Annotated in this window: 17 protein-coding genes; 8 read left to right on the plus strand and 9 right to left on the minus strand. The window is 43.6% G+C overall.

Annotation, left to right across the window (positions count from 1 at the left end; genetic code table 11):
• Positions 1-20: 20 nt before the first annotated feature.
• Positions 21-614, minus strand: a complete 594-nt coding sequence (locus tag AAFP14_RS06620) for a Uma2 family endonuclease (protein ID WP_341731497.1) — start codon at positions 612-614, stop codon at positions 21-23.
• 585 nt (positions 615-1,199) lie between these two features.
• On the opposite strand from AAFP14_RS06620, the gene AAFP14_RS06625 reads away from it, so the two are divergent.
• The 4 genes from AAFP14_RS06625 to AAFP14_RS06640 all read left to right on the plus strand — a co-directional run bounded on the left by AAFP14_RS06625 (position 1,200) and on the right by AAFP14_RS06640 (position 5,541).
• Entirely contained in the window at positions 1,200-2,600 is a 1,401-nt protein-coding gene (locus AAFP14_RS06625; protein ID WP_341731498.1) for a DUF2157 domain-containing protein, read from the plus strand.
• Between the two features lie 101 nt (positions 2,601-2,701).
• Positions 2,702-3,403 (plus strand): GDYXXLXY domain-containing protein, encoded by a 702-nt coding sequence (locus AAFP14_RS06630; RefSeq protein WP_341731499.1) that lies wholly within the window; start codon positions 2,702-2,704, stop codon positions 3,401-3,403.
• A 160-nt stretch (positions 3,404-3,563) separates the two neighbouring features.
• On the plus strand, positions 3,564-4,685 hold the full coding sequence (locus AAFP14_RS06635; protein WP_341731500.1) for a hypothetical protein: 1,122 nt from the start codon (positions 3,564-3,566) through the stop codon (positions 4,683-4,685).
• Positions 4,686-5,256: 571 nt separating this feature from the next.
• Positions 5,257-5,541, plus strand: a complete 285-nt coding sequence (locus tag AAFP14_RS06640; RefSeq protein ID WP_341731501.1) for a hypothetical protein — start codon at positions 5,257-5,259, stop codon at positions 5,539-5,541.
• 125 nt (positions 5,542-5,666) lie between these two features.
• Here the strand turns inward: AAFP14_RS06640 and galT are convergent, their stop codons facing one another.
• Both galT and AAFP14_RS06650 read right to left on the minus strand, forming a co-directional pair.
• Complete coding sequence (gene galT / locus AAFP14_RS06645) at positions 5,667-6,668, minus strand: galactose-1-phosphate uridylyltransferase (protein ID WP_341731502.1); 1,002 nt, start codon at positions 6,666-6,668, stop codon at positions 5,667-5,669.
• A gap of 155 nt (positions 6,669-6,823) precedes the next feature.
• A complete protein-coding gene (locus tag AAFP14_RS06650; protein ID WP_341731503.1) occupies positions 6,824-8,896 on the minus strand; it encodes a WD40 repeat domain-containing protein in 2,073 nt (690 codons plus the stop codon).
• A gap of 162 nt (positions 8,897-9,058) precedes the next feature.
• Between AAFP14_RS06650 and AAFP14_RS06655 the strand changes: the two genes are divergently transcribed.
• From AAFP14_RS06655 to AAFP14_RS06670, 4 genes are all read left to right on the plus strand, one after another.
• Positions 9,059-9,202, plus strand: coding sequence for a hypothetical protein (locus AAFP14_RS06655; protein ID WP_341731504.1), 144 nt, complete (start codon positions 9,059-9,061; stop codon positions 9,200-9,202).
• A gap of 56 nt (positions 9,203-9,258) precedes the next feature.
• Positions 9,259-9,483, plus strand: a complete 225-nt coding sequence (locus tag AAFP14_RS06660; RefSeq protein WP_341731505.1) for an addiction module protein — start codon at positions 9,259-9,261, stop codon at positions 9,481-9,483.
• On the plus strand, positions 9,480-9,632 hold the full coding sequence (locus AAFP14_RS06665) for a type II toxin-antitoxin system RelE/ParE family toxin (RefSeq protein WP_341731506.1): 153 nt from the start codon (positions 9,480-9,482) through the stop codon (positions 9,630-9,632). Before AAFP14_RS06660 ends, AAFP14_RS06665 begins: the two co-directional genes overlap by 4 nt.
• A 409-nt stretch (positions 9,633-10,041) precedes the next feature.
• Positions 10,042-10,194: a hypothetical protein gene (locus tag AAFP14_RS06670; protein WP_341731507.1), complete on the plus strand. Its 153-nt coding sequence runs from the start codon at positions 10,042-10,044 to the stop codon at positions 10,192-10,194.
• An 85-nt stretch (positions 10,195-10,279) separates the two neighbouring features.
• Here AAFP14_RS06670 and AAFP14_RS06675 read toward each other — a convergent pair whose 3' ends face one another.
• From AAFP14_RS06675 to AAFP14_RS06700, 6 genes are all read right to left on the minus strand, one after another.
• Positions 10,280-13,942, minus strand: a complete 3,663-nt coding sequence (locus AAFP14_RS06675) for a WD40 domain-containing protein (RefSeq protein WP_341731508.1) — start codon at positions 13,940-13,942, stop codon at positions 10,280-10,282.
• Positions 13,939-15,240, minus strand: a complete 1,302-nt coding sequence (locus AAFP14_RS06680) for an AAA-like domain-containing protein (protein WP_341731509.1) — start codon at positions 15,238-15,240, stop codon at positions 13,939-13,941. Before AAFP14_RS06680 ends, AAFP14_RS06675 begins: the two co-directional genes overlap by 4 nt.
• Before the next feature lie 259 nt (positions 15,241-15,499).
• Complete coding sequence (locus AAFP14_RS06685; protein WP_341731510.1) at positions 15,500-15,808, minus strand: hypothetical protein; 309 nt, start codon at positions 15,806-15,808, stop codon at positions 15,500-15,502.
• 2 nt (positions 15,809-15,810) lie between these two features.
• Entirely contained in the window at positions 15,811-16,014 is a 204-nt protein-coding gene (locus AAFP14_RS06690; RefSeq protein ID WP_341731511.1) for a type II toxin-antitoxin system prevent-host-death family antitoxin, read from the minus strand.
• Between the two features lie 19 nt (positions 16,015-16,033).
• Positions 16,034-16,282, minus strand: coding sequence for a type II toxin-antitoxin system RelE family toxin (locus tag AAFP14_RS06695; RefSeq protein ID WP_333367514.1), 249 nt, complete (start codon positions 16,280-16,282; stop codon positions 16,034-16,036).
• 51 nt (positions 16,283-16,333) lie between these two features.
• Positions 16,334-16,993 (minus strand): restriction endonuclease subunit R, encoded by a 660-nt coding sequence (locus tag AAFP14_RS06700; protein ID WP_341731512.1) that lies wholly within the window; start codon positions 16,991-16,993, stop codon positions 16,334-16,336.
• Between the last annotated feature and the right edge of the window lie 263 nt (positions 16,994-17,256).

Genomic DNA, 17,256 nt, shown 5'->3' on the forward strand with positions numbered 1-17,256 from the left:
AATTAGCTATTGATCCGCCCTTAAACCTCTCCACTCAAAATCTGTTGAACCGTCAAACTTAGCTGTGGAAACATCGGAGATACGATCGCCTCTCCATCCCGAAATACCCCAACCTCAACATATTGCCCATTCTCAAGCCGCAAAACAGTCACTACTTGTTCAATTGGATCGATCGCCCAATACTCTGCAATGCCCCGCGCTGCGTACTGAGCTCGTTTGCGCTCGTAATCCCGATCGCTACCCACCCTACCCGGACTAACTACCTCCACAACCAACCGAGGAGGCAACATATCAAAGGTAATAGTTAACCTGTTTGCTGTCAGCGGAATGTGTTCGGGTTCCAAAATAATCAAATCTGGGTAGCGATTGGCGGCATCTCCCGATCGCAAAACAGCAACTTGAACCTCACAATTATGAATTTTAATCAATCTAAGTGGCACTAGCCCGCTGCTAGCTAAATAGAAAAATAGATAGTTGGCAATGAAATTGTTAGGTTCAGATTCTGGCGGCAAAGCGATTAACTCTCCATCAATTAATTCATAGCGATTATCGGTGTTATCTGAGTAGTTAAGATACTCATCAAAGGTTAATTTTTTAGATTGAGCTTGTACCATAATATTACATTCCTTATTAATTGTAGGGACACGGCAGTGCCCATAGGTGTCAACTTAAGCTCAAGCCCAGTCAGAGATGGCTGTTTGACTATTAAATCTAGATCCCCCCTAGCCCCCCTTAAGAAGGGGGGGACAAGAGTCTTCTCAAAGTCCCCCTTCTTAAGGGGGATTTAGGGGGATCTGGACTCAGGTAAAAACGAGATTTCTCAAGGCTTTCAGGCTTAAGTTGACACCAATGGGCAGTGCCCATTAGTGTCAACTTAAGCTCAAACCCAGTCACAGATGGTTGTTTGACTATTAAACTTAGATCCCCCCTAGCCCCCCTTAAGAAGGGGGGGACAAGAGTCTTTTCTTTCGTCCCCCTTCTTAAGGGGGATTTAGGGGGATCTAGACTTTGCCTAAGAGCTACATTTATATGGCTTTCAGGCTTAAGTTGACACCAATGGGCAGTGCCGTCTCCTAACTACAGGATTTCGTATCAAATCTACTGTGCAACTTAGACAGGTGTCCCAGCTTCCACCTACAATTACTCGATCGCTGACATATTGAAAGCTATCACCGCTCAAATCCTCTGGAATATACACCATGATTTCAGATAAATTTCGACGAGAATTGCGATCGCAAGCTAAACTCTGGGAAGCAGAAGGACTGATCGATACTTCATTCTACCAACAACTTGCCGATCGCTACCAATTCCACACCCTCGAAAGCGCCTCCCGCAACCGATTCCTGGGCATTCTCATCAGTCTCGGCAGCATTCTCCTCGCCCTAGGAGTCATCACGTTTGTAGCAGCAAACTGGCAAGTTTGGTCGCGAGAATCCAGAGTTGCACTGTTATTAAGTTTATTCGTAGCAGTGAATGCAGCAGGTTTCTATCTGTGGCGAATTCCCCCATCCCGCAGCAAAAACTCTAATCCAAATATACCCCGAACCAAAGGGCGAAACCAACTTTTAGGTGAAGGATTGTTGCTATTAGGAGCTCTGATTTTAGGAGCAAATATGGCACTGATGGCGCAAATGTTTCATATTGGCGGTTCTTCCTACGGACTTTTCCTCGCTTGGGGAATCGGCGTGCTCGGAATGGCTTACAGTTTGCGGTTGACTTCCTTGGGCGTTTTGTCAGCACTTTTAGTCGGTTTAGGTTATTGGCTAGCTGTGTTAGATTGGTCTTCTAAAGTCGAGTTTTCTTGGCTGGAAATTTTGGTGCGACAAATGCCGATCGCCGCCAGTATCATGTTTATACCACTAGCTTATTGGTGTCGATCGCGTGCTATATTTGCCCTAGGTGCGATCGTCCTCATTTTTTCCCTACAAGTTTCCATCATCCAAGGGTTAAATCCAACCTGGGGCGCTGCCATTTTTTGCGCCCTACCACCCGCTTTGTTGTGGGGATACGACGATGCAATGTGGCCGAATATAGACAGCAGACTGTTTCAAGCTACCGCCCGCAGTTTAGGATTGATATTTTTGGCTGGTCTTTTTTACTTTTTTTCCTTCCACTGGCTGTGGCAAGATTCCCCCGCTCCTTCGCAGATTCCCCTGGATTGGAGTGTTTTGACAAATGTAGTTGTTTTGGGTGCTTTAACGGTGTTTGAGTGGCTGCATTTGGGACGTTTGGAACTGCGCCGACCAAAACAAAAAGGAGTGGATTTGACTACAGGTGCGATCGCCATTGCGATCGTCATCAGCGCCTTAATACCGTTTTACCATCTCAATGTTTCTCCTCTCCCCCAATTAGCAACTTTTCTGTTTAACGTTTTATTATTTCTGCTAGCGGTGGGTTTAATTCGAGAAGGTTTAGCACTAGGAAACCGCCGGAGTTTTTGGGGAGGCATGGTATTGATAACTTTACAAATAATCAGCAGATTGTTTGAATACAATACTGAATTGTTGCTAAAATCTTTTGTATTTGTGCTGTGTGGCATTGGTGTAATTGCCGCTGGCTTGTGGTTCGAGCGACACTTCGCCACCATCAAAGACGAATAAAAATCATTCATCTATCTCTCTTCTCTTCCTCTGCGTTCTCTGCGTTCTCTGTGGTTTAATAATTCCGAAATAACCCTCAACAACATAACCCCTAGATAAACATGAACACCAACAACATTGATTTATTAACTGAAAATCCAGAAGAAACAAATTTGTTTCAGATTCCCCCGGAAGCCAAACGTATTCCCGCGTGGCGAATGTGGATTCCTTTATTGCTCCAAATAGGACTAATTATCACCGTACCAGCTTCGGCAGTCTACACTTTTGTCACTGGTAAAACAGTGGTTTTGCAAACAGTACCAGTAGACCCTTACGATTTAATGCGCGGATATTACCAAGTTTTGAGTTATGATATTTCTCAGCCAAATAATCTCGAAAAATTACCGGGATGGAAAGAGTTACCAAGCGACAACAAACCTTGTCCATCCGGTGTTGTTTGCCCACCATCAAAGAATTACAAGGTCAAGTCGGGAACCAGTTTTTATGTGATTTTGGAATCGCCAAAAACCCAGACCAATGCTGGCCGTCCCCAAGCTTGGAAACCAGTCCGCGTTAGTTTAGAAAATCCCGCGAATTTACCTGCAAATCAAATCGCCATTCAGGGTAAATATAATGGCTGGCAGATGGAATATGGTTTGGAAACTTATTATATGCCAGAAAATGAAAGGGAAAAGGTCAATCAGGAGATTGGGGAAGCTCAAAGGGCACAGCGGGAATCTTTTGTGGTAGAAGTAAAAGTGGACAAAACAGGTCATGCAGTGCCTGTGAGTCTGTGGGTGCGACAGCGCAATTATCGCTTTTAGTTACGGGGTCGATCGACCTTTGTCACAAAATTTGAGTATTTATGCTGATTTGAGTGGGAATTACGGGCGATCGAGTCTTAAATTGCCGTAAGATATATAGACTTGTGCAAATCTTGCAAATTCAACAAGGGCACAAGTTCTGACTCTACTGGAGCTTCTCATGTTAGCCTCGCTAATCTCTTCCAGACGCATACTCAAAGCCCAACTACTCGAATTTTTAGGACTCCCTGACAATTGCCCCGACCAAATAGACCACCTCGTTAGCACAATTGTATCCGCGATCGAGGTAAACCCAGCCGAACAAGAAAGATTTTGGGAGACATTCAAAAGTGAATTAGCCGTCGAGCCAGTAGAATTAGAAAAACTGCTCAAATGTTCCTCAAAAGAACGCCAACAATGGATTGAACAAGGCAAACTCCCTGTTTTAGAATATCGCACCTTCCTCAAGTCAGGAATTCATTTAGAATATCCCGTTCACGACAGAAGATTCATCTTGACTCTCTCACAAACCGATATCAATAGTTGGCGCAACGAACCAAAAGGACAGATTCAGAATAATCGCAAAACAGCTACCCCAATCAGTCGAGAAAGCCAGCAAGAAAAGGCAGACTCGCGATTAGCTTTTAGTTCAGCTTGGTCAAAAATTATTGCCGACTGGGAAGAACAAGGTTCTGCTGAAATTTCTGCAACTTTCCAGCTAGCTTACTGGACAGTTTGGGCTTCGCGGTGGGCCAAAGAAAATCAGCTTAACAGCGCCAAAGCTATTGAACATAACGAAATTTACGAAATTCATCGGCAGCAATGGTATCAGCGCAAAAATCAAGCAGTCAAGGTACTGATTGAAATGCCCTACGCCATGCTGTACTTTTATCGTCCCCACGATGCTGATAAATTGTATCTCGAACTTTGTGACGACCACCAGGAAATGATGAAAGATGATTACTATTGGGACAAGTGGGATTTTTTCTATCAAAACCGCAAACTGGTAAATAAGTGTCGCGACTGCGTTTACTGCGAAACCAAAGATTATTATTCCCTTTATTATCTGGAAATCAAGAGTGACAAATTTCCTGATTTTAGTTTTTCTTACCACACGCCGTACACCATTGGCAGAAAGTTTTTGCCACATCCAGAAACCCTACCTAATGTAGATCACGTCGAACAGGATGGTATTTTTCGCTTCGGGAGGCCGCTGCTGGAACAGGAGAAACTGATTCATACTGAAGAGGATGTATTGCTCAAGTTTGACGCAGCTTTAGTAGAGGCGAGAAAGTTTATTTAGTGATGATAAAACTTACGCACAGCATCTACTTATAGATTTTTGTAGGGGCTGTGCGTCATATTGTTTACGGTTGCATTGGAATGATTTAACCGCAGAGAGCGCAGAGGGCACAGAGGAGGAGAAGAGAGATGAATACAGGACGATACCAACGGATTTGATGTCAGCCTTAATTAATTGAGAACAATTGATGAATTTTTGAGTTTAAATTTATCCAATTTTACTACTTGAAAATCTGATTTTCGTCGCTCAAAATTGTAGCTAATCCTATCCAATCCGTTGGCATCAGAATTATTGAGTTTTCTCTTCTTAGACTCTGCGGACTCTGCGGACTCTGCGGTTCATAAAAAAACAGTCATCAAAAAAAAGATAATAAGATTTTTTAAGATTAAAATCTAGGGCCGCATAGTTTAGCATAGGAATGCCAAAATGAGATTGGATCGCGATCGCCAAAAAGACCCCAATATATCACTTCCAGGGGCAGATCGCGATCGCCCTAGGAAATTCAGAGTTAAGATTAAGATAGAATAAGCGACTAATTAGCTGCGAATTCAAGTTCTCGATCAACAGAAGTATGCAAAACCAGACTGACAATGGTTTCAACAATAATTTAGTCGATCGCACCTTTGCTAGTTCAGCAATACCCGATCCGGCAGAATGGGTAAACGAACATCATTTTCTGGCGAATTTTGCCCATCAACTCTCCCATCTCCAACAAAATTTCTCCGATGGGGGCTGGGAAATCGGCGATAGTGGCGATCCCGGTGAGAGTCAATTAGCTATCGACATCAAGATTAGAGAAATATTGCAAGCTAGTTTTAGCGACGACTACTGGCAGTACGTCGAAGGTTTATTTTGAGATGGGGAATAGGGAATAGGGAAACTAGAGGTGGTTGATTTCCCTGATACATTTACGCGACACTTTTTTGTGGCGGCGGTGCCCCTGTACTCGCCCGCCCACTGGTTAGGGCGGATCGAGAGGAATTAAGAAGGAATTAAGATCGATCGCAAAAAACCCGCACTTTCCTCCGGTAAAGCAGTATTGATAAACATTCCGCTACCCAACTCAAACCCAGCTTGCTTAGAAACCCTGGGAATAATCGCAATATACCAGTGAAAATACTTAGTACCCTGTTCCGCCGTCGGCACAGACCGGATATTATAGTTGTAATCGGGATTATTCAATCCATAATAAAGCTTAGCCAGTACAGTTTTCAAAGTATCAGCCAAGTCAGCCATCTCTGGATCGGTAATATCATCAAAGGACGAAGCATGGCGGCGGGGAAAAATCCAAATATGAAACGGTGAAAGCGCAGCATAAGGGATAAAAGCCACAAAATGTTTACTCTCAAAAATCACCCTTTCACCAGCAGCTAATTCATCTTCCAAAGTCCGGCAAAACAAACACTCTCCGGTATCGTCAAAATATCGAATAGTTTCATCAATCCTGGTGCGAAATTGACTGGGAACAACCGGGGTAGCTGCTATCTGCGAGTGAGGATGTTCTAGGGAAGTTCCGGCACTTTCACCATGATTTTTGAAAATAATAATTGTTTCAATATGAGGATATTTTCTAATTTCTAAATAACGCTGGCGATATACTACAAGTATATTTTTCACCTCTTCAATGCTTAACAAAGCTGTCGTCAAATCATGTCGCGGATGTTCGACAATTACTTCGTGAATGCCCATTCCCGACATCCGGCGATGAATTCCCGAGGAAATTCTAAATCCTTCTGCGTTTGGGGAAAGGGCGGGATATTTATTGCGAATTGCCCTGACTTTCCAGTCAGCGCGATCGCCCAAACAGAAAGTTTCCAAAGTTCCATCTTCCTCATTTCCCACACAAAACGGACAATCGGGGCGGTGGGAGGGCAGAAATTCTGTGATTTTTTTGTGGTTGGCGAATTGATCCGGTCTTTTTGCCCGTTCAGTGGCGATGATTACCCAATCTCTGGTAATTAGATTTTGTCTAAGTTCAGACATTTTCTCACCTACATTGTTAGGGTCGAGCTGTCTTTTATTTTAGATTTTTTTTGATATTATGTCACGGGCATTTTACAAAATTTTATAGTATTAAACCACAGAGGGCGCAGAGGACACAGAGTTAGAGAAGAGAGAGATGAATAATTATGGGACATCTAATCTAGCCACTCTCTCGCTATCACTAATAATTCATCTAAAGTTTCTACGGGCCAAAACCGCACTTTTCCATCCTCTGAAGCCGATAGTAAAAATTTTCCATCTCGACTAAAACCAACACTATAAATCGGAGTTTTTAACTCGACAAAATTTGCTTCACCGTCGCTCAAATTCCCCCGATAACCGCGATACTCTGCCAATAAATTCCCCCGCAAGTCCCACAATTTAACAGTGCGGTCAATTGAAGCAGTGGCCAGTGTATCTCCCGTGGGGCTAAAACAGACACTCAAGACAGGTCCATCGTGTCCGGTGAATGTTACCATACAGTTGCCATAGAAATCCCACAATTTTGCAGTACCGTCATTGGATGCAGTAGCAAGGACATCTCGATGGGGGTGAAAACAGACACTCCATACAGAGTCAAGGTGTCCGATTAAAGTTGCTAAACATTTGCCTTGGAAGTTCCACAATTTGGCAGTATCGTCTCTGGAAGCAGTGGCAATTGTATCTCCCTTTGGGCTAAAATTAACGCTTGTTACCCAGCTTTGATGTCCGGTGAAAGTCATCAAACATTTGCCCCGCAAGTTCCATAATTTGGCTGTAGCATCTCTAGAAGCAGTGGCAATTGTATCTCCTTTTGGGCTAAAACAGACACTCCATACAGAGTCAAAATGTCCGATAAAAGTCGTTAAACATTTGCCTTGGAAGTTCCATAATTTGGCAGTTTCGTCTCTGGAAGTAGTGGCGATTCTAGGTTGATTGGGGCTGCAACTAACGCTTGTCACCCAGTCGTTGTGTCCGATAAAAGTTACTAAACATTTGCCTTGGAAGTTCCACAATTTGGCGGTGCGGTCATTGGAAGCTGTGGCGATTCTATCTTGATAGGGACTACAACTAACGCTATTTACTGATTTTTGATGTCCGCTACAAGTTACTAGGTTGTTGCCTTGTAAGTGCCACAATCTGGCGGTGCGATCGTTGGATGCTGTAGCTAGGGCATCTCCTGTGGGGCTGAAACTGAGGCTGGTGATCCAGCTATCATGGCCGCTGAATGTTGCCAAACAGTTGCCTTGTAAGTCCCAGATTTTGGCGGTGCGATCGTTTGAAGCTGTGGCGATCGCATTTCCTGTCGGGCTAAAACTGAGGCTGGTAATCCAACTATCATGGCCTGTGAATGTGACTAAACAGTTGCCTTCTAAGTCCCACAATTTGGCGGTACCGTCATAGGATGCTGTGGCGATCGCATTTCCTGTCGGGCTAAAACTCAAGCTAGTTACCCACCCATCATGGCCGCTGAATGTCACCAAACAGTTGCCTCGGAAGTCCCACAGCTTGGCGGTGCGATCGTAGGATGCGGTGGCCAGTGTGTCTCCCTTGGGGCTGAGACAGACACTTGTCACCGATTGCTGATGTCCGCTGAATGTCACCAAACAATTGCCTTGGAAGTCCCACAATTTGGCAGTACCGTCATAGGAAGCCGTCGCCAGCGCAGGGACAGTGGGGCTCAGACAGACGCTAGTTACCCAGTCGTTATGGCCGGTGAAAGTCACTAGACAATTGCCTTGTAAGTCCCACAATTTGGCGGTTTTGTCATCGGATGCAGTGGCGATCCTCTTCGAGGGCTTCGCTAACGCACTTTGATTCGCGCTAAAACTAACACTATTTACCCAGTCTTTGTGTCCGCTAAAAGTCACCAAACACTTACCCTGCAAGTTCCACAATTGGGCGCTACCGTCAATGGAAGCAGTGGCGATCGCATCTTGATTCGGGCTAAAACAGACACTCCTGACGGTGCTCCGATGTCCGACAAACTGATGGCGTTCGCGAATTTTCGAGAGAATCACCTGCAAAGCCAAAATGGGACTGGTACTGGGATAGGTAGTAACCGCCCGATGATTTAGCATCCATGTTTTTAAATTTTCCCCAGCCTTAATAGCGGCCCGCAAGGCTTCTATTTGGTGGCCGTCCGACTTAAAAAGCTCTAACGCATCGTGTCCAGCTTTTTCAATTTCCATACTTTTTAATTTGACTTGCTGATGAGCTTCCAGTTTGGTAGGTTGGTTTTGGGTCACGACTTCGCGGTCAGCTATTGCCAGTTATGGACTATTTTTTAGTTTCCCATAAAGTTATCGCACTTCATTAAACTTTTTGGTAATCTTGAAAAAGGCGATCGTGGCACTAGCCTTAGACATCAATTTATTTCTGACACCCTAGATTACCTGAATTAACTAACTATGAAAGCAATTAAAGTGATGGCAACGATTGACAACCAAGGGCAATTGTGCATTGATGAACCGTTAAATTTAGAGCAAAATAGCAAAGTAGAAGTAATTGTGCTGATTCCCGAAGTGACAGAAAGTAATGAATATGAGCAATAAATCTGCTATATTTTTAAGTGTACCAATTGCCCACTGTTTCCTCCAGGTTAATTAGTATGGATCTCACTGTCACGTTGAATCAAATTACATCGCTCAGTATTGAAGACCGAATTCGGCTCGTACAAGCAATTTGGGATAGCATCGCAGCAGAGCAAGCTTACCCCAATCTTACAGAAATACAAAAACAAGAACTGGATCGGCGGATTAGCGATTCCGAAGCTAATCCAGATGATGTAATGACTTGGGAACAAATTAAAGCTTCGATAAAAAGACGCCCATGAATTATGCGCTAGTGTTTCGGCCAGAAGTTCGTGAAGAACTCGATGAGGCTTACAATTGGTACGAAAGCCAGCAGGTAGGACTTGGCGACGATTTTTTGGACTCTGTGGACGAGACGTTAAATCGAATTTGCCAGATGCCAGAATCATAAAAATTAATACGGGATGCGGGAAACTCAGTGGCTTTAGCCCTGAGAGGGAAGCGGATCGGGGACTTCAGTCCCCGTGTTCTTGAAAATATGATATGATTTGAATTGTGAGTAAGAACAAAAACATCTACGTGTTGAAACATCCTAGTATCGGAGAAATCCCTGCAACTTAGTACACCTATTGAGAGGCAACACAAAAAGAGCTAATAATGGCAGGATGTTGAGCGTACCGTGTCTTGGCTTAGTGATGGATTCTGAAAGCATTAAAACGATGATAAAAGTAGCTAGAAACTATCGCTTGACGATTGGTGACTAGGTAGACGGCGTTTGACGGCCGTAACGAGATTAGATTGAGGTAATACACTTAGTCTAATTCTGTCAGTAGAATCTCAGTGGCGTTGACTCCCTGAGAGTGTCAAATCCAGTTGTCTATCGTGATGTTAGGCGATCTGTGGTGCGTCGCTTTCCTTATACTGTTTACTATCGGATTGTATCAAGTCGGGTGATTGTCACAGCAATTTTTCACAGTCGGAGAGATCCCAAAGCTTGGCAAGTGCGAACATAAATAAATGTTTGCAAGAGTCTGGCTAGTCTTTGACTTGTATCATTGCTTAAACTTGGGAAACTAAAATTTACGTCAATTGCAGGCGTTAAAATTTCTCACCCAGCCATTCCCTCGCCCTTGCCAACAACTCATCCAAAGTTTCCACTGGCCAAAACCGCACCTTTCCATCTGCTGAACCAGTTATTAAAAACTTCCCATCCCGACTAAAACAAAGACTATAAATCGGACTTTTCAACTCCACAAAATCTGCCTCACCTTTGAGTAAATTGCCTTTATAGCCGCTAAAGTCTGCAAGTAAATACCCCTGCAAGTCCCACAATTTGGCGGTGCCGTCTTGTGACGCAGTGGCGATCTTATCCCCTGTGGGGCTAAAACTGACACTCCATACCGAGTTATTATGTCCGGTGAATGTTACCAAGCAGTTGCCCTGCAAGTCCCACAATTTCGCGGTGTTGTCGTGTGACGTAGTGGCGATCTTATCTCCTGTGGGGCTAAAACAGACACTTCTTACCCAGTGATTATGTCCGGTAAATGTTACCAAGCAGTTGCCCTGCAAGTCCCACAATTTGGCAGTTTTGTCATATGAGGCAGTGGCGATCGCATCCCCTGTCGGGCTAAAACTGACACTTCTTACCCAGCCATTATGTCCGGTGAATGTTACCAAGCTGTTGCCTTGCAAGTCCCACAATTTGGCAGTTTTGTCAGATGAGGCAGTGGCGATCGCATCCCCTGTCGGGCTAAAACAGACACTTCTTACCCAGTGATTATGTCCGGTGAATGTTACCAAGCAGTTGCCTTGCAAGTCCCACAATTTGGCTGTGCCGTCATCTGAGGCAGTAGCAATCCTATCTCCTGTGGGGCTAAAACTGACACTTCTTACCCAGTGATTATGTCCGGTAAATGTTACCAAGCAGTTACCTTGCAAGTCCCACAATTTCGCGGTGTTGTCATCTGAGGCAGTGGCGATCGCATCTCTAGTCGGGCTAAAACAGACACTTCTTACCGAGTTATTATGTCCGGTGAATGTTACCAAGCTGCTGCCCTGCAAGCCCCACAATTTGGCAGTTTTGTCTTTTGAGGCAGTAGCGATCGCATCACTTGTCGGGCTAAAACTGACACTCCATACCGAGTCATTATGTCCGGTGAATGTTACCAAGCAGTTACCCTGCAAGTCCCACAATTTTGCTGTGCCGTCAGATGAGGCAGTGGCGATCGCATCCCCTGTGGGGCTAAAACTGACACTTGTTACCCAGTTATTATGTCCGGTGAATGTTACCTTGCAGTTGCCCTGCAAGTCCCACAATTTGGCAGTTTTGTCATATGAGGCAGTAGCGATCGCATCTCTTGTCGGGCTAAAACAGACACTTGTTACCGGGTTATTATGTCCGGTGAATGTTACCTTGCAGTTGCCTTGCAAGTCCCACAATTTCGCAGTTTTGTCAAATGAGGCAGTAGCGATCCTATCTCCTGTGGGACTAAAACTAACACTTGTTACCCAGTGATTATGTCCGATGAATGTTACCTTGCAGTTGCCTTGCCAGTCCCACAATTTCGTAGTTTTGTCAGATGAGGCAGTAGCGATCCTATCTCCTGTGGCGCTAAAACTGACATTATTTACCCACTGATGATGTTGATGTCCGGTGAATGTTACCAAGCAGTTACCCTGCAAGTCCCACAATTTGGCTGTGCCGTCATCTGAGGCAGTAGCGATCCTATCTCCTGTGGAGCTAAAACTGACACTTCTTACCAAGTCATTATGTCCGGTGAATGTTACCTTGCAGTTGCCCTGCAAGTCCCACAATTTGGCTGTGCCGTCATCTGAGGCAGTAGCGATCCTATCTCCTGTGGGGCTAAAACTGACACTTCTTACCCAGTCCTTATGTCCGACAAACTGGCACCGTTCGCGGATTTTAGCAAGAATCTTCTGCAAAACTAATAGAGGATTGGTAACGGGATAATCGGAAACCGGCGGATTATCAGGTATCCACTTCTTTAAATCTTCTCCTGCTTTGATAGCTGCCCGCAAGGCTTCTATTTGCTTTCCATCCGACTGAAAAAGATTTAACGCCATGCGTCCAGCTTCTTCGATTTTGAAAACTTTCCTGATTTGTTTACGGATTTCTCTTAATGATTCAATAGTTTTTTTCAGTTCTTGCCGTTCATCATCTCGACTGGCATCTAAAAAATCATTATCCTCATCGCTTAAACGTTTCCCCACTTTCCACTGCAACGCATCATCCAACGCTTGACCGTGCAACAGTCGCGAAGTATCTTCACGTTTTGAGGCGATCCAAGCGGCGAAGTTTTCCTGGTATGGGCGGAGTTTCGCTAATTCTTGCTGTACCCAATCGAGGTCAAAAATATCAGCGTATATGGGATTATAAACTTGCAGATATCCGTTGCGTTTGACGACTAATCCTGAGAGTTGTAACTCCATTTGGTCGGGACTATTATCAGCGGCGACCCCCCCCAGCCCCCCCTTAGCAAGGGGGGGAGTAAGATTGTTTGTTTTGTCTTCTGTTAAGGGTTTAACCCCCCCCAGCCCCCCCTTGCTAAGGGGGGGAGTAAGATTCTTTATTTTGTGCTCTGCTAAGGGAGAATTAGTGCTATCTTTCGCCCTGCTTAGTAAGGGAAAATCAGTGCTATCTGTCCCCCCCCTTAGCAAGGGGGGGTTAGGGGGGGTAATAATTTGTGCTTCGACGAAAGAATCAGTGCTATCTGTCCCCCCCCTTAGCAAGGGGGGGTTAGGGGGGGTAATAATTTGTGCTTCGACGAAAGAATCAGTGCTATCTGTCCCCCCCCTTAGCAAGGGGGGGTTAGGGGGGGTAATAACTTGTTGGTAGATGCCTAGGAGTTGACCGATCCGCTGTTGGTTGCTGAGGATGCGATCGCGAATTGTGCCGAGGTGTTCGGGATTGTCGTTCGCTTCCCAATTATTAATAATGTAAGCTTGTACCAGTGTGGCAATGTCAGGATTGCGGGTTTCTGCTCTTTCTAGGACAATCTTACAAAGTTTTTGAGTCAAAAAAGGCTGTCCGCCCGTCCAGTCTACAATCTCATGTAAAACCTGAATCGGGCGATCGACTTTTCCTGCTAAACCTTTCGCTAAAGGTGCAGCTTGTTCTTTAGTAAAACCTGTTAATTCAATAGCTTGACCGATATTAAATGGCGTGCGTTTTTTATCTTGAATCAAATTTGAAGGTGTTGCCACGCCCAACAGACAAAAGGTAATGCGATCGTATTCTGGATTTTGGGTGCGGCGATTGTAGCAACTTCTGATAAAAGCAAATAGATCGTCTGCCGAAAAATTTAAACTGAGAACACTATCGATTTCATCAATAAAAATAACTATTTTTCCAGGAATCTGCGACAGCATCACCGATTCAATAAACTTCTGAAATCGGCGTAAGGGAGACAGCCAACTTCCTTCTTGCCACCAGTTTTTTAGATCGACATCAAGCTCTAATTCATAAGCCAAAGTATCAAGTATATTAGCATACCACTGTTCGGGATGCTCTAACTTCGTCTCGTCGCCAGACAAGTCAATAAAAACCGATCGAACGCCTGAATTTCGCAGTCGCTTGATAGTTTGTAGCGCCAAACTAGACTTACCAATTTTGCGAGAATTAAAAACATAACAAAGTTTACCTTCCAGCAACGCTCGATAAAGCTGACTGTCAGCTTCTCGCGTTACATAGGTTTGGGTATCTTCTGGAAGAGTTGATTCAGCTATATATTGATAAGTCATAGACGCACCGAGAAATATTTACGGTACAAATCGCAGCGGGGAAAACAATCATTATTTTCCACTCGCACCAATCCCATACTTTCCAACTTAAATATCTGATGAGTTTCCAGCATTGCCGATTTATTGTTATTCACAACTTCTCGATAAACTGCTGCAAGTTCGGGACAAAGTTTGAGCTTGCCAAAAAGTTCGCGCAAGTGATTGATAAATGGACTTTGTTCGGTAGGTGAAATTTCCAAAAGCTTAGTTAGAGAAGATTGAGGCGTTTGCAGGTAAGCAAAAGCAGTTTGCACCAAATAAGGATAGCCACCAAACATTACCATAAGTTGTTGAATCTCCTCTGTACTCAAGCAATTGTGTTGATACTGCCGCGCCAACTGCTGTACTTTTTCTAGGGTAAAATCTGGCAAAGGTACAGTCAACCCAACACCTGCTAAAGGCGATGAGTTGATATCAAGAGAACTGTAAACTTCTGTAGCGTGAACGATAATTAACCTGATTTTTCGCCAAATTGCACCGCGGCGATCTTTCCTTTTTGCTGCATCATTCCACGCGCGCAGCAAGCGACAAAAATCTACATTAAAATTAGCTTGCTCAAAAACCAAGTCTACTTTTTCTAATACCAGTACCAAAGGTTGAGCAAAATCTTTGAATAAATACCTTTCTAAATATTTAGTGACGTTCGGGTTAATACCGCCTAAAGTGTCATCCCAATGTTCCATTAATTTATTATCCAATTCCAGTAAGTCGCCCAGAGTAACGCACAACCACTGCAATAATTTCCGGTAATCCCCCAAAACTTCGCTGTCAGCTTCTTCAAAACTGAGGAGTGCAGTTTTGTAACCTGCTTGCGAAGCGCGATCGAGAATTCTATCTACCAGTAAAGTCTTGCCCATTTTCTGAGGCGCTTTGATCCGAATCAGCGCTCCATCTTCTAAAATTTTATCATAACATTTACTCTCGCAATCGCGCTCTACATAGTAAAATTTAACTTTTTGTGGATTGTCAGGAAAGATTCCATAATTTTCTTTTAATTTATCGCTCACTAAGTCAGGTTTATACTTGGCAAATAGCGGAATTAATTCATCGCGCTGTCGTAAATGCTCACCTGGTTCATTTTGAAAACCAAATAATTCGCAAATATTTGAAATATGGTGTCTGACACTTGATGAATTATTAACTTCGATGCACTTAGCAATTTTAGCTTCTGGATTCCCTTGCAAAAATAGTTTTAGCACTTTAAGCTGTTTGGGGGTTAGCTTTTCGCACTTCGCCTCAAACTCTTTTCGTTCCATCATCCGCATACTTCCCTTAACACTTTCCCTGCGATTATTACTAATTTACCACAGTTTTCAGCTTCAGCCCGGATTGTTAGTTTAATTTCACAAATTTACAAACACCAGCTAATTTGTGAATATTTTTCCACAAACTCTTCAACTCAATTGCGAACAAATTTGGTAATTCGCAGGCGATCGACTTTTTTGTCGGATTTATTTGTCAATCAAACAATACTAATCAACTTAGCCGTACATTTGAAATTGTAGAGAAGGGAATGAACTAAATGAAGATTTTAAAACGGCTTCCACAAAACAAGACTAAATTAGCTAAAAAGGTAAATCCAGTGAAAAAATCTGACGATTCCAACATCAAATGGTGGATTGAAAAAGTTGCTGTACCGATCGCGATCGCCCTAATTCCTGCCCTAATTCCTCTAGCCACACCGTCGATCGCCCCTCCAAATACCCAACAACCGCCCACTCCAGCGATCGATCGCACAATTCCACCATCAAAATAACATCGGGTGCGATCGCTCTTAGGAAGGGCGATCGTACAACCGTACAAGACAACAATATTGATACATAGCAAATTTATGTCTGCAATCCTAACAGTCTCTTCACCTCTGCTAGTGGCACAGAAGGCTGATTTGCCTCTTCTTCCTTTGCAGCCCTCAAATCCATCAAATCTTCTATATCGGCAATTAATTCTTGCAGTGCTTCAAATTCTTCATAAGGTATCACCGCAAATTCCTTTTTGCCATTTTTGGTAATAAACTCAGGATGTAATTTAATCATAGGTATTTCCTCCAATTGTTTAAGAATAAGCATCTTTTCGGTGTTTGACGCGGTAGATTACCAAAACATCTCCCTCAATTTCAAACAAAACTCGGTAATCTCCTACCCGCAACCGATATTCGGGCGTATAATTAGTTAACCGTTTCACATCTCCCGCCAGATTATTTTGCATTAACTCAATCTTGGTCAAAACTCGGTTTTGTACCTCTGCTGGCAAAGATTCTAAGTCTTTGACCGCTTTCGGCTTAAACTCAACTTGGTAATTCATCAAATCGTCACCTATCTACAGGATAACTGATGAGCGACCAATTATATCATCTTACGCCAATTGTAACTCCACGTTCTGCAATTTGCAAATAGCTTTCAATACTTGGGCTAATAAGTGCGATCGTTCTTTATCAATAAAATTCAATTCCGGTAAAATTTGATAAGTACAAGGATTCCCCCGCGTCACCCGCACAAACCGATAACTTTCGCCATTCGTCGTCAATCCCCAAACCGACGATTGCTGCTGCAAACTTTTATAAGCATAAGTCAGCAATTGTGGCAAACCGGCCAAAGGGGCGATCGCGCTATTTTTCGCCTCCACTACCAAAATCCAAAACTGTGCCGCTGCGAGTTCTGCATCCGGCTGATTTACGGCTAAAATATCCAACCGTCCTTTAATTAAAGTATCCTCATCCTCAACTTCAATGGGTATGCTATCCTCCATTGTCAGCACGATCGGAATATCAAAAAATCCTGTTAATCTCATCAAAGGTGAAAGCACTAAAAACTTAATGAGTTCTTCTGAAACTTTTCCTGCGGATAGGTAGCGTCGAAAGTCATTTCTAAGTTTCAATAGTTCCTGATGTTCTGATTCTGTCAGCGGTTCCAGAGAGAAAAAATCAGTGAAACCTTCTCCTTCTAACTCTTCGAGTTTGAGAAGATGGCGAACGTCATTTAACGAAAGTTGGCTTGCTTCTAAATTTTGAGTCATGGCTTTTGTGCGATCGCCGATCTATTCAACTGTATATAATTGATATGATATAATCATACCAGATATCACCCCGAACCAGCTATGCAACTTGAAGACTACTTCAACTTCCTGAGACCTGACGATATTCGGCTCAAAGGTTCCCGCATTGGCATCGAAACTATTCTTAATGCAGCTTCAACATTGACAAAATCCCCCAAAGTCTTAAGGAAAATAAACATACTTTTGCCACAACTTATGCAAACAATAGGTAAAAAGACTAACCA

It is taken from the genome of Microcoleus sp. EPA2, from assembly GCA_020882975.1.
Lineage (GTDB): Bacteria > Cyanobacteriota > Cyanobacteriia > Cyanobacteriales > Microcoleaceae > Microcoleus.

What these genes read in the sequence shown, in the direction of transcription:
- AAFP14_RS06620 (WP_341731497.1), bottom strand. Translation starts at nt 614, where the DNA reads ATGGTACAAGCTCAATCTAAAAAATTAACCTTTGATGAGTATCTTAAC.
- AAFP14_RS06625 (WP_341731498.1), top strand. Translation starts at nt 1,200, where the DNA reads ATGATTTCAGATAAATTTCGACGAGAATTGCGATCGCAAGCTAAACTC.
- AAFP14_RS06630 (WP_341731499.1), top strand. Translation starts at nt 2,702, where the DNA reads ATGAACACCAACAACATTGATTTATTAACTGAAAATCCAGAAGAAACA.
- AAFP14_RS06635 (WP_341731500.1), top strand. Translation starts at nt 3,564, where the DNA reads ATGTTAGCCTCGCTAATCTCTTCCAGACGCATACTCAAAGCCCAACTA.
- AAFP14_RS06640 (WP_341731501.1), top strand. Translation starts at nt 5,257, where the DNA reads ATGCAAAACCAGACTGACAATGGTTTCAACAATAATTTAGTCGATCGC.
- galT (WP_341731502.1), bottom strand. Translation starts at nt 6,668, where the DNA reads ATGTCTGAACTTAGACAAAATCTAATTACCAGAGATTGGGTAATCATC.
- AAFP14_RS06655 (WP_341731504.1), top strand. Translation starts at nt 9,059, where the DNA reads ATGAAAGCAATTAAAGTGATGGCAACGATTGACAACCAAGGGCAATTG.
- AAFP14_RS06660 (WP_341731505.1), top strand. Translation starts at nt 9,259, where the DNA reads ATGGATCTCACTGTCACGTTGAATCAAATTACATCGCTCAGTATTGAA.
- AAFP14_RS06665 (WP_341731506.1), top strand. Translation starts at nt 9,480, where the DNA reads ATGAATTATGCGCTAGTGTTTCGGCCAGAAGTTCGTGAAGAACTCGAT.
- AAFP14_RS06675 (WP_341731508.1), bottom strand. Translation starts at nt 13,942, where the DNA reads ATGACTTATCAATATATAGCTGAATCAACTCTTCCAGAAGATACCCAA.
- AAFP14_RS06680 (WP_341731509.1), bottom strand. Translation starts at nt 15,240, where the DNA reads ATGATGGAACGAAAAGAGTTTGAGGCGAAGTGCGAAAAGCTAACCCCC.
- AAFP14_RS06690 (WP_341731511.1), bottom strand. Translation starts at nt 16,014, where the DNA reads ATGATTAAATTACATCCTGAGTTTATTACCAAAAATGGCAAAAAGGAA.
- AAFP14_RS06695 (WP_333367514.1), bottom strand. Translation starts at nt 16,282, where the DNA reads ATGAATTACCAAGTTGAGTTTAAGCCGAAAGCGGTCAAAGACTTAGAA.
- AAFP14_RS06700 (WP_341731512.1), bottom strand. Translation starts at nt 16,993, where the DNA reads ATGACTCAAAATTTAGAAGCAAGCCAACTTTCGTTAAATGACGTTCGC.